This is a genomic window from Tenacibaculum sp. UWU-22, from assembly GCF_041021355.1.
GTDB lineage: Bacteria > Bacteroidota > Bacteroidia > Flavobacteriales > Flavobacteriaceae > Polaribacter.
Genome location: NZ_JBFNGP010000006.1, coordinates 24,980 through 37,275, shown reverse-complemented (window position 1 = coordinate 37,275; position 12,296 = coordinate 24,980). Strand labels below are relative to the sequence as shown.

The window sequence follows — 12,296 nt, the reverse complement described above, 5'->3', positions numbered from 1 at the left end:
ATGGAACAACCCAATTTATTATACATAGAACAACTTTCGGGAGGCGATGTAGACTTTCAAAAAAAAATACTTTCTATCATTAAAGAAGAGTTTCCGATAGAAAAACAAGCCTATTTAAAGAGTATTGAATTAGAAGATTTTGAAACTGCAGCACTACATGTACATAAACTTAAACATAAAATTAGTATTTTTGGATTAGAAAAAAGTTATAGACTAGCTAATGAGTACGAAAATAATTTAAAAGAAAACAAAAGTATCTTAAAAAAAGAGTTTCATACAATTCTTAGCACTATAACAGAATTTTTGAAAAAAAGATAACGATTTTATGAATTGTATTATTATAGATGACGAGTCTACTGCTCGAGCAATTATTATTCAATTAGCAGCAGCTACTTCAAAAGTAAAGGTTCTAGAAGAATTTCCAAATGCTATTGAGGCAATTAAATATTTAAATCAAAATAAAGTTGACCTTATTTTTTTAGATATCCACATGCCTGATTTTACGGGGTTTGATTTTATACAAACGGTAAAAAATCCGCCTAAAATAATTTTAACAACTTCAGACCCTAAATTTGCTATTGAGGCTTTTGAATACGATTGTATTGTAGATTATTTGCTAAAACCAATAACGGCTGAACGTTTTGAAAAAACAATTGCTAAGGTAGAAAAACACAAAGAAAAAGAAAGTAAAACTACTACAAGTAAAAAAGAATTAGAGCAGCAAAACGATTTTTATGTAAATATAGATAGACGTTTAATAAAAATAGATATACCTAGCATTTATTTAGTAGAAGCTAAAGGCGATTATATTAACATAAAAACAGAAGATAAAAATTACGTAGTACATTCTACGTTAAAAAAAATAGAAGAAAAATTACCCAAATCTTTATTTCTTAAAGTACACCGTTCTTATATTATTAATATTAAAAAAATTATTGATATTGAAGATAATAGTGTACTTATAAAAAAAGATGTAGTTCCGGTAAGTCGTTCTAATAGAGCTGAGCTTATGCAAAGATTAGATTTACTGTAAATTTAATTTTTTAAGGTGTTTTACCTAATAAAAAAGTTTATTGAAAAAATTTTTTCAATAAACTTTTAGTTACCCCCTTCGTTAGTGAACTACACAAATATTTTATAGTTGTTTTTACATAGCAACTTATTTTTTTATTTTCTAAATAAAGGGTTCTTTGCTATGTACCATTTAAAACGTAAACCAATTTCGGTAAAATTAAATCCTGCAGCAGTTGTAGACGCAATATTACTTTGTAAACCGTAAATGTTTAATAATGTTCTGTCAGAAAATTTATAACCAAAATCTCCCTGAATTCTATACGTACCTTGTTTGTCATTGTCTTCTATAAATTGATATCCAAAAGCAGCAGTTAAATTGTAATATAATGATTTACTTTTTGCTGTATTTTCGTCTTTAACCACATTTAAAAAGATTTCAAAAGCATTAAATGTTTTAGGGCTAAAATAAACAGTAGGTACTTGGTTTTTAAATGAAATATTTTGATAGTTTAACCCCGATTTTATAATTGGTTTTTCTAAAAAATTATAATATATAGAGGTAAATACTAAATTTCTTGTATTACTATCGGTTTGTGAAGTGTAATAATATTGGGTAAACCAACCTAAATTAAAATTGGTACTTAGGTTATAGTTTGCAAAAAAGTGATTTTGTATAATGTCTTTTTCTAATAAATCTACATTAAAATTTTGTAGTTCACGTTTATAACCAAGCTCTAAGTTTTGCAATTTAAAAGGCTTAAGGCTAAGTGTAATATTACTTAGAAACTCATTATAGTTTGTGTTTGAAGTTTTAGTAAAGGCTGTTCCAAAACTACCTTTAATATCGAGGTTAGGTAGTAATTGATATCCTAAACCAATTAAAAAATCATTAGAAGTTGCGTGTATGGTATTTGTTGCATTTTTAGTTTTTCTATGATCATAATTTGTTAAAAATTTAAATTTGGTAGAAAACGGTACTTCTGTAAAAAACTTGTACGACTGCGCTTCATTATTACCATTATCAGATGAAAATGAGGTTTTTATATCTACAAAAGGCGTAAAGTTGTTGTCTAAATTTTTAATAAAATTAACAACATCTTTTTGATTAGGATAAAAAGACAACGTGTTTTCAGCATTTTTATACGCATCGTTGTAATATCCCATTGCTTTTAAAGCATTAGCTTTACCAAGGTTTCCATCAAAAGAAGTACTATCTTTTTGTAAAATTAAAGTATAATCGGTTAAACTCTTTTTAAAATTACTTTTATAAGTATTTAAAGTGGCTCTTAAAGCTAATACCCAATTTTCGGTGGGATATTCTTTTAAAAGCGTTGTAATTTCATTTTTAGCGGCAGTATATTTTTTATTCCAAATTAAAGCTTGAATATACCGCTCTTTGGTTTGGTTTGTAATTGATTGGTTTATATGGCTTGTTAAGCTATTAATGGCTTGTTTACTAATGTTTAATGCTTTTTTATTCTTGTTTTTTAAATGGGCAACTAGTGAAAGACCATTTAAAGCTATTGATTTATTATTGGGGTTTTTGCCAATATTTGTATACACTTTTTCAGCCTCATTTAATTGGTTTGTAATTAAATACAGATTGGCTAAATTTAATAACGTTTCATTATCATCAGAAAAAATGGCTAGATTTTTATCTAGAAAATTTTTAGCGTCATTATAGTTTTGTTTTTTTATAGCACTATTGGCCAGCCCAAGGTTTATGTATTTTTTAGAAATTAAAGCGTTATTGTTATTGGGCATAACAGTTAGTGCTTTATCAACAAATACACGTGCTTTTTCGTATTGTTTTAAGTTAGATAGTGTATTTGCATAACCTAAAAGAGCAGGAAAACTTTGGTTATTCTCTGCAACTAGTGATTTGTAATATTTTTCAGCTGTTGCGTATTGTTTATTCCAAAGTAACGATTCTGCATAATTTAATTTTACTTCATAATCAGCAGGAAAGTCGGCTAAAATATTTTTGAAAAAAGCAGTAGCTTCGGTAGCATTTCCATTTAAACCAATAGCTCTTCCATAACAAATTTTAGCTGTTTTGTTGGTTGGGTATTCTTTTAAAATATTTTTAAAAAACAATTCGGCTTTTTTGTACTTACCTGTTTCTAAATATGTAAATCCTTCTTGCATGTTTTGAGCAAAACTGCTAATGCCTATAAATATAAATAAGATAAAGTGTTTTGTTTTCATTGGAATAAAGTTAAATTATTTTTTAAAAACGTTGTTTGTTTCATAGAGATAATTAATTATTTCTTCTCTAAATATTACTAATGGCAAGTTAAGAGTTAATCAGAAATCATTCATCATAACAAACTTTCCTTTCATCGAAATTTAAGGTGTTTTAATAGAGGTTCAAAAGATATTTGTGTCAGTTTAATCTCTAAAACATTTTAATTATGGCTTTACAAGTATTAAAAAAAGAAGGGATATTTTATCTTAAAGGAAAAATAAACACCCTAAATTCTAGATCTTTTATTATTCTTTTTGAACATAACATTAGACAGTTAAAAAAAACAGTTGTCAATATTGATAGTGTAGTTGAAATAGATAAAGAAGGAATGAAAGCAATTAGAATATTAAATGCGATAGCTTTGAAAAAGAAAAAAATGTTTTCAATTATTGGCTTTGGAAGCAAACAAATTTATGATGACCTTTCTACTCATGATTAAAAATTTAATAACTCTACGGTTTATTTAAAAAAGTTGATACTTTTTTAGTTAGTCTAGTAGCCAAACTATTTTTTATTAAAAATTAATTCCCCCGTTATTATGAGAACTATTTTTAAATCCATATCAAAAAAAATTACTCATGAACATTTATTTATGATAAGTGTTTTGATTGTAAATGGCGGTAACTATCTGTATAATTTAGTTTTAGGTAGGTTTTTAGGGCCTGAGAAATTTTCAGATGCAGCCATTTTAATCACTTTTTTATTAGTATTATCGTTTGTAGCAATGACTTTTCAATTAGTAACTGCTAAATTTTCAGTTGAGTTTGATGCTACAACACTTAAAAAATTTATTTCTAACACCTATGTAAGTGCCTTTGTAGTTGGTCTTGTTTTAGGTGTTTTGATTGTGTTTTTTTCAACCCAACTTCAAGCATTTTTTAAAACATCTACAGCCACTATGTTTGTTATATTTGGGTTAGGTATTCCGTTTTATTTTGTAATGAGTGTTAACAGGGGTATTTTTCAAGGTAAAAAAAGATTTATTCCACTATCAATCACTTATCAGTTAGAAATGATAAGTCGTTTATTATTTACCTTATTACTATTTTTTGTGTTGATGATAGATACATCAATAATAGTAGCCATAGGTATATTTTTATCTTTTGTAATCGCAATGTTTCCTAACCGTTTACAAAAAGTATCATTTAAAAAAATAGAGCCTTTAACAAAAGAACAATCGAGTAAGGTTCGTACTTTTTTTATGATTAGTGCTTTTTACGAGCTTACACAAATAGTTATAAATAATAGCGATATAATTTTAGTAAAACATTATTTTGAGAATTACGATGCAGGTTTGTATGCGTCGTTAGCATTAATTGGTAGAGTAGTATATTTTATTGCTTGGATGTTTGTTATGCTTTTATTACCAACGGTATTAAAGCTAAAAAAAGAGGGTAAAAACACAACTAAAATACTATCAAAATATGTGGTATATATTACACTAATAACGGGTATAATTGTTGTTAGTTGTTTCTTTTTTCCTAAGCAAATAATTTTAATATTGTTTGGTAAGAGCTATCTGTCGATAGGTTCGTTATTATGGCAATATGCATTAGCTATAGGTTTTTTTGCCATTTCAAATATTTTTGCCTATTACTATTTATTATTAGACAAGTATATTCCAGTAATTATATCAGGGGTATTTGGTCTGTTACAAATACTATTAATCGTATTATTTCATAACAGTTTAGCACAGGTGGTTCATATGCAAATAATAGCAATGGTAACGTTATTGGTAATACAATCAAGTTTCTTTTATTTTAAAACGAGTTTTCATAAAAAACATATCTAAACTTTTGTTCGGTTTGTCTATATCTAAAGGCATTTCAACGGTTTTATCGCTTTAAATTGTTTTGTAAATAGCAAATTTGTGTAACCTTATAAAACTAAAATTTAATAAAATGAAATTAGCCATTGTAACAGCTTATCCACCAAGCAAAGTAACGTTAAATGAATACGCTTATCATTTAGTAAAGAATTTTCGAACGAAAGAACAAGTAGAAGAGTTAATTTTGTTAACTGACGTAACTCCAGAAAAAAAAGATATTGAATTTACCGAACAAGGGTGTAAGGTAACCGTAAAAGAATGTTGGAAATTTAATGGTTATGCCAATATTATAAACGTTACAAAGGCAATTAATAAAACAAAACCAGACGCCATTTTATTTAATTTACAGTTTATGAAATTTGGCGATAAAAAAATTGCTGCCGCTTTAGGTTTGATGTTGCCTTTAATTTGTAAGATAAAAAAAATTCCGACCATAGTTTTATTACATAATATTTTAGAGCAAGTAGATTTAGAGAGTGCAGGATTTACAACTAATAAAATAGCACAAAAAGTGTATAACTTTATTGGTACTACCTTAACAAAATTATTACTAAAAGCAGATATAGTTGCCGTTACTATGCATAAGTATGTAACTACATTAGAAAAAAAATATAATGTTAGTAATGTAAAAATGATTCCGCACGGAACCTTTGAAATTCCATCAAAACCAACGCACACACTACCTGAAGGCTCATATAAAATAATGACTTTTGGCAAATTTGGTACGTATAAAAAAGTAGAAGTTATGATAGAGGCAGTTGAAAAGGTAAGAAAAAAAACGAAATTAGATATAGAAATTGTAATTGCGGGAACTGATAATCCAAATGTACCTGGATATTTAAAAAAGGTACAAAACCAATATAAACATGTGCCTCAATTAACTTTTACAGGTTATGTAGAAGAAAACCAAGTAGCTAATTTATTTAACCAAAGTACGGCAGTTGTTTTTCCGTATACTTCAACTACAGGAAGTTCAGGGGTGTTACACCAAGCAGGAAGCTATGGTAAAGCAGTTATAATGCCTAATTTAGGAGATTTAACTACTTTAATAGAAGACGAAGGGTATAGAGGTGAGTTTTTTGAGCCTGAAAATACGGTTAGCTTAGCCAATGCTATTGAAAAAATAATTACCAATCAAGAATATAGAATTGCTTTAGAAAAGGCAAATTACAAAGCAGCAACTGCTTTTTCTATGGATAAAGTTACGGATATTTATATGTCTTATTTTGATGCTATAATTAACAATAAAGAAATAGTTAGCAAGCAACTAAACCCACAAGTTATTCAGCAATAAATTTAAAAGCAGGTTTTTTAGTGCCATTTTTTGATATAAACCCGAATTTTTTTTGCGGATTAGTTCGCCAAGGAAGCCTACCCACTACTTCTTTGGGTATGTAATTAAAATCATATAATGTCCAAGACATAAAAGGTATGTTGTTTCGTTTTATAATTTCTTGCATTTTTTTATAGTAGTTAGCCTGTTTTTTTTCTGATCCACCAAAAGGTTTCCAAAATCCATTATACGACGAAACACCAAATTCACCTAATACAATAGGTTTATTAGGTATTTTTTCTTTTAATAATCGGTATTGTTTTTCAAAACTTGATAAGTCTTCGTAATAGTGAAAAGAAACAAAATCGACCTTGTCTTTTAAAATATCAGCACTTTTAACATTAGACCAACCAATGGTTACATAATGCTTAATATCTATAGCTTTAATTGTGGTAATTAAATGCTCTAACCAAGCAATTACGGTTGATTTTTCTCTCGATTCAAAATCTAAATTTGGTTCGTTTTTTACATCCCATGCTAAAATAGCAGGATGGTTTTTAAATTTAGAAACTATTTTTTGTGCATGTTTGTATGTTAAGGTCCAATTTAATACTTCATAATTTCCATAAAAATCAAATAAGGTAACAACTACTTTTAGGTTGTTTTTTTCAGCGCAATCTAAAACTTGTTGTAACTTTTTAAGTTTACTTTCTTTTACATTATCCTTGCCAAAATCTTCATAGCCAATAAAAATACGAATAGTGTTTAGTCCTGCGTTTTTAATGATGGCAAAATCTTTTTCGATGATATGAATATTAAAATTAGCACCAAACATATCCCACGGAGTAGCTTGAGGGTAATAATTAATTCCTTTCATATTTAAAAGTAATGACGTAGTATCAGATTGTTTTGTAGTGGGGCGGGATACGCTTTCTTTTACTAAATGCCTAATACGCCAAAAACCATCTTCTAATAATAAAATAACTTTATAAGTAGCCGTTTCGGTTGTTTGATAAACAAACTGATTGTTTTTATATATTTTTTTGTATTCTACTACATCGTGGTCTGTTAAAACGGCTAGTTGCCCATCTTTACTAAAAAAATTGATTTCAATGTTGTGTTTTAAAGTGGTTTCATCAATAGAAATGTTATTTTTTTTATTTAGAGCTACAATTTCGATTAAGTTTTTTCGTGCACTTTTGGTATAATAATCATTAATGCCAGCGGTTAGGTTTGTTTTGTAAGCAATGTGTTTTAGATACCAAGCATCTAAGTAATCGTTTTTAATTTCTTTTAGTGTTTGAGGGCTAAATGTTTTATCTTCATTGTTTTTCCAAATAACTTGTGGCGTGTATTGGTCTATTTTTTTTACTTCGGCATTTAATATTTTACTTCTATCAGCTCCAGTATTTAGGTAACTGTATAACGAGCTAATTAAAAATAGTATAATTGAAAGTACCCCTATATATGATATAATTAAAATACTTCGTACAATATTTTTACTAATGTTTACCATATTTTTTTTGTTTCAAATGTTTTAGTTATACCTGCTGTGGTAATTTTTAATAGATAATAATCGTTTGTATAAATAGACGGGTGTAGGTAAAAAGTAACATATCCGTCTTTAGACTCTTTAACTATTTTTTTTAATAAGGTGTTATTTTTATAAATAGATAGGGTTACTGTTAATCCATCAGGGATTAATTGATTCATAAAACTTTTTAATGGCCCCACTTTAATTTTTCTATTGCTATTTGTAAAAGCAACATTAAAATCGGTAATTACCTTTTTGTAATTGAGTTGTAAAGTATTGCTTTGAGCCATTTGAAATACAGAGGCTTTAATTTGCCAAAAATCTTCATGGTCTGGGTGAAGTATTTTTGCAGCAGCTATACCATTTATGGTTGTTCCAGAAGTTTTTAAAATAGCACCTTTTTTGTCGATGATAAAAAATTCAACAAAAGTTCCGTCACTTACAATATTATTAAACGAATCTTTAATTACTGAAGTAGTAAAGGTGGTTATTTGATTTCCGTCGGCAAAATTATGATTTCTATTGGCATAAATTGTAAAATTTGTAGGGGCAGTAGGTAGAACGTTTACATCATATTCTTTTGAGTTTAGCCCGAGGCAAGAAGTTGAAATAATCATTCGACCACTTTTTTTAGGTGAATAGATATTTTCAGATGCAATTAAATTATCAGTATAAACTATAGTGCTGTTATTTTCTGATAAAAACTGATGTTTAACCTCAATTTTTGTGTTATTTTTCATAGGATTGTCTAACCTATCGGTAGGTATTGCAACTAACATAGCAAAATCTTTACCCCCAGCTTCAATACTTGTTGGTTTAAGATATGTTTCAATGGTATTTGGTTGCTTTTGAGCAATAATGTTAAACGCACTAGATAAAGGCTTTGTGGTGGTTATTAATTGCCAATTTACAATGCCAATTTTATTACTAATAGAGTTGGGAAAAGTATATAAAAGATGATTGTTTTTAACTGTTGGGTATAGTAAAGTTGTACCGTAACTACTTGAACAATACAGGGGGATTTCTTTTTTAACAGAAGAGCTAAACACTAAGGTTATAGGGCTGCCAGCAGTAAATTCTTTTTGCGTAGTTAATAAGGTGTATAATAAATTAGATTCAGGTAAATCATCATTTTTTTGTGCTGTTAACAAAGTTGTTATCGCACAAAAAAAGAAAACTAAGTATGTGTATTTTATATGCATTTATTTTTTAAGGATTTCCTATAAACCCATTGGTTTCTATTTTAATATACCTATACAAGGGGTGATTAATTTTTTGTAATTTATTAAAGATAAATAGCTTCTTTTTTATTGGATGTTTTTCGTTAGCTAGCCCATTTACATAACAATATTGCATATCATCAGAAATAATTTTTATGGGTGAATTATTTATAAAGGCATATTCGAAATTTTGTTTGCGTTCTTGTCTAATACTTTCGTTTAAAAATAAATGATCTACCCACATTATTTCTTTATCTTTATTGTAATAGCTGATAATAATTTGGGGTATTGTAACTTCTTTAACTCCGTTATTAAACAGCGTACCTGTAACCGTTTTATTGTTAACGTTAACGTTGTTTAAGGCAATGTTTTTATACAAGTTAGTACCTGATACATTACCTGCTACTTGTAAATTAAAAAGGGTAGGTTGTTCACTCAATTCAATAGGTGTAAATTCGTCAGGATTAAATGTATTAGGAATAGAGTCTTTTGTTTTAGACCAAGCCGTTCCTTCAAAATCAATTTTAAAAGAACTTACCTCTTTAGGCATTAGTTTATGTTTAACTTGATCCTTAGCGTTATAGGAGGCCAACAATTTACTATTATCATTATATAAAAACCCTTTTAATACAACATCGGCAGGAATATTATCTGTATTTTGAACTTCACCAACAATAGCAAATTTATCTTCATATTGCACTAGTTTTGCCGAAATAACCTCTAAAACGGGTTGTTTTAAAATATCTTCATGAACGGTTTGTTCAGTCGTAATTCGCTTTCTTCCTTGGTTAAAATAAACGGTAGTATTTGTAGTATATAGTTGGTCGGGAGGTAAATCTAAATCAACATCATCGGGTTTAACAAACCATTTTTTATTTCTTTTAACTACTGTTTTGTAAGCTATATTTTTTATTTTTTCTAGCGAAGTAATCCAGTGAGTAGTTACTCTTACTGTAGCTATACTATCGGTTTGTTTTATAACAGAGGCTTTTAAAGCATCTAGTTTTGCATAAGAGCTTAATAAACCATCTGTAATCGAAATTTCTAACATAAATTGATCAATACTTTTACCACTTTTAGGGTCTATAAGCTCATAACTTTTTTTAAATTTTTTAAAGTCTAAGGCATTATAATAAGCCATAATAACATTTTGGGGGGTTCTTTGCGAATCATTTTTTAAGTAAAAAAGGTAAAAACCATATAAAATTATAAATAATAGTGTTATAGACCAAACAAGCATAATACTTATAATTTTCTTTGAAAACACAACAGGGGTGTTTTTTAATTTTAAATAATCACTTACGGCTTTTCTTTTATAAATAAAAGGTGCTTGAATGGTTAAAATAAAAGCTACAATAAGCGTTAAAAGAGGAACTACTCCCCACATAATTTTTTGCCAAGTAGCTACATCGTTTTTCGGTAAAATTGATCGTAATGGGGGGACATTTAATTTTTCCCAAATCATTACTCCATTTTCAAGTAATGATAATCGTTGCCATCCGCAGAAGTACAAAATAGGGTCGTAAAATTTATCGTTCGAAAAAATATATTTTAAATTATATTTTTCAGGTACCGTTAAAAATTGTTGTAAAGACCCAATGCCTGCCATTCCTTTAAATTTTGAATTTTCTAGTCGTTCAATGGGGCGACTTGTTAATTCGGGTAAACGACGTGCCGAATGGTAATTTCCATCAACAGTAAGAGCTCTAGTTTGTGTTGATAACCAAGCCATTTGATCGCCAAATCCTAAAGTTAAGTAACGCCATTGGTAATGATGATCTTGATTTAAAAAATTAACAATGGGTAGCATTTTAATTTTTTGAGGCTGAGAGGGTCTAAAATAACCAAGCCCTATCGTAAAAATAGACATAAATAATAAAGAGGAAGCCAATACCCCACCAACCAATCTATAATAAGGCGACCCATACTTTTTTTTCATGTATTTTCTAATATCACCTTCTGCAAAGCGGTACACAAATTCACCAAACATAGGCAAAGCCATAATTGATGCCCATAAAGTAAACCGATCTAAGGTAAGAATGTTAAAAGCATTTTCACCTAAAACAGCTCTGGGAATAGGGGTAGTGCCTCCAGTACCCAAAATAAAAAGCACTGTAATTGAAAGACCAAAAAAAATATACCGTCTACTATAATATCGATAAAAAATATAAGGAAGTATAAAAAGTAAAATACCCCATGGTATTACAAAAAAAACAAGACCAGAAGAGGTAATGTCTAAAAAATTATCACGAGAGCCATGCGGTATAGGAACCTGAGTAATGGGATTGTTTTTAGAATTAATCCAATAGGGTAAAATGCATATAATAATAGTAAGTAACGATAATATACCAAAACCAATTATCCGTTTAAATAGTTTTGAAAAATTTTTAAAAAATAATCGAAAAGTAACTTTTTCTTCTGTAGTTATTTGCTCTTTAGAAACATCCATAATAACTAAACCAATTACAGGAAAAATAAAAAATACCATTCCAAATATAGGGGTAACATGATGAGAGGTTACCGTAACAGCAATTAGCGCTAACGATGTATATAAATACCAATACTTGCCTGTTTTTAACCATTGGTATATTTCGGGTAAAGCGTGCATTAATAAAGAAATACCCACAATGCTAGGTAATTGCCCGAAAAGATGAAGTGTTTCTATAAAAGAAGACGAAAATACAGCTAAAATAGCTGCATACCCAGCTACAGTTTTATTTGAGGTTAGTAGTAATGAAAAACGATAAACCCCTGTAATAAATAAAATAATACAAATAAAAGCAACGCTAAAAAGTCCAAATTTTAGACCTCCAATTAGTGATAGAATAGCTATACATTGATGTACTAATGGAGGGTAGCTTAACAGGGTAAATCCTGTATACCATTTATAACTCCAAGGCTCAAACCAATTATGCGCATAGTGATTAGCAAAAAATAAATGAATTAAAGCGTCATACGTACTTTCGAGTGTAAAAAAGATAGTAGCCCCATGAAATACAAGACCAAGAAATAGCGCAACAATTAAGTGTTTGTTTAGTGTTTTTTCTTTCAAAAAATTTGCGCTTTTTTCCATATTGTAAATATAAAAGAATTACAGTTTGGTCACTTATTTGTTTATCGCAAATAACCACCCATTCATCTAAAGAAATTGATACTTCGAGGAAAATTACCAAAAAATA

Annotated in this window: 9 protein-coding genes; 5 read left to right on the top strand and 4 right to left on the bottom strand. The window is 28.6% G+C overall.

Annotated features, from left to right (window positions below; genetic code table 11):
• On the top strand, window positions 1-318 hold the full coding sequence (locus AB2B44_RS09925; RefSeq protein ID WP_369049429.1) for an Hpt domain-containing protein: 318 nt from the start codon (window positions 1-3) through the stop codon (window positions 316-318).
• Window positions 319-325: 7 nt separating this feature from the next.
• Window positions 326-1,033 carry a LytR/AlgR family response regulator transcription factor gene (locus AB2B44_RS09920; RefSeq protein WP_369049428.1) on the top strand — a complete coding sequence of 236 codons (708 nt, stop codon included), beginning with the start codon at window positions 326-328 and terminating at the stop codon, window positions 1,031-1,033.
• Between the two features lie 134 nt (window positions 1,034-1,167).
• On the opposite strand, the gene AB2B44_RS09915 is transcribed toward AB2B44_RS09920, so the two are convergent.
• On the bottom strand, window positions 1,168-3,222 hold the full coding sequence (locus AB2B44_RS09915) for a tetratricopeptide repeat protein (RefSeq protein ID WP_369049427.1): 2,055 nt from the start codon (window positions 3,220-3,222) through the stop codon (window positions 1,168-1,170).
• A gap of 206 nt (window positions 3,223-3,428) precedes the next feature.
• Between AB2B44_RS09915 and AB2B44_RS09910 the strand changes: the two genes are divergently transcribed.
• The 3 genes from AB2B44_RS09910 to AB2B44_RS09900 all read left to right on the top strand — a co-directional run bounded on the left by AB2B44_RS09910 (window position 3,429) and on the right by AB2B44_RS09900 (window position 6,384).
• A complete protein-coding gene (locus tag AB2B44_RS09910; RefSeq protein ID WP_369049426.1) occupies window positions 3,429-3,701 on the top strand; it encodes a hypothetical protein in 273 nt (90 codons plus the stop codon).
• Window positions 3,702-3,800: 99 nt separating this feature from the next.
• Window positions 3,801-5,054: an oligosaccharide flippase family protein gene (locus tag AB2B44_RS09905; RefSeq protein ID WP_369049425.1), complete on the top strand. Its 1,254-nt coding sequence runs from the start codon at window positions 3,801-3,803 to the stop codon at window positions 5,052-5,054.
• Window positions 5,055-5,163: 109 nt separating this feature from the next.
• Window positions 5,164-6,384, top strand: coding sequence for a glycosyltransferase (locus AB2B44_RS09900; RefSeq protein WP_369049424.1), 1,221 nt, complete (start codon window positions 5,164-5,166; stop codon window positions 6,382-6,384).
• On the opposite strand, the gene AB2B44_RS09895 is transcribed toward AB2B44_RS09900, so the two are convergent.
• Genes AB2B44_RS09895 through AB2B44_RS09885 form a run of 3 tightly spaced genes read right to left on the bottom strand, consistent with a single transcriptional unit; the run spans window position 6,371 to window position 12,190 of the window.
• The gene (locus AB2B44_RS09895; protein WP_369049423.1) at window positions 6,371-7,879 is read right to left on the bottom strand and encodes a glycoside hydrolase family 2 TIM barrel-domain containing protein; all 1,509 of its coding nucleotides are present in this window, start codon (window positions 7,877-7,879) and stop codon (window positions 6,371-6,373) included. The genes AB2B44_RS09900 and AB2B44_RS09895 overlap by 14 nt on opposite strands.
• Window positions 7,873-9,048 (bottom strand): hypothetical protein, encoded by a 1,176-nt coding sequence (locus tag AB2B44_RS09890; protein WP_369049422.1) that lies wholly within the window; start codon window positions 9,046-9,048, stop codon window positions 7,873-7,875. The genes AB2B44_RS09895 and AB2B44_RS09890 overlap by 7 nt, the downstream gene beginning before the upstream one ends.
• A gap of 58 nt (window positions 9,049-9,106) precedes the next feature.
• Window positions 9,107-12,190: a hypothetical protein gene (locus tag AB2B44_RS09885; protein ID WP_369049421.1), complete on the bottom strand. Its 3,084-nt coding sequence runs from the start codon at window positions 12,188-12,190 to the stop codon at window positions 9,107-9,109.
• Between the last annotated feature and the right edge of the window lie 106 nt (window positions 12,191-12,296).

Excerpts from the sequence above, each read along its gene's own strand:
- AB2B44_RS09925 (WP_369049429.1), top strand. The coding sequence starts at position 1 with ATGGAACAACCCAATTTATTATACATAGAACAACTTTCGGGAGGCGAT.
- AB2B44_RS09920 (WP_369049428.1), top strand. The coding sequence starts at position 326 with ATGAATTGTATTATTATAGATGACGAGTCTACTGCTCGAGCAATTATT.
- AB2B44_RS09915 (WP_369049427.1), bottom strand. The coding sequence starts at position 3,222 with ATGAAAACAAAACACTTTATCTTATTTATATTTATAGGCATTAGCAGT.
- AB2B44_RS09910 (WP_369049426.1), top strand. The coding sequence starts at position 3,429 with ATGGCTTTACAAGTATTAAAAAAAGAAGGGATATTTTATCTTAAAGGA.
- AB2B44_RS09905 (WP_369049425.1), top strand. The coding sequence starts at position 3,801 with ATGAGAACTATTTTTAAATCCATATCAAAAAAAATTACTCATGAACAT.
- AB2B44_RS09900 (WP_369049424.1), top strand. The coding sequence starts at position 5,164 with ATGAAATTAGCCATTGTAACAGCTTATCCACCAAGCAAAGTAACGTTA.
- AB2B44_RS09895 (WP_369049423.1), bottom strand. The coding sequence starts at position 7,879 with ATGGTAAACATTAGTAAAAATATTGTACGAAGTATTTTAATTATATCA.
- AB2B44_RS09885 (WP_369049421.1), bottom strand. The coding sequence starts at position 12,190 with ATGGAAAAAAGCGCAAATTTTTTGAAAGAAAAAACACTAAACAAACAC.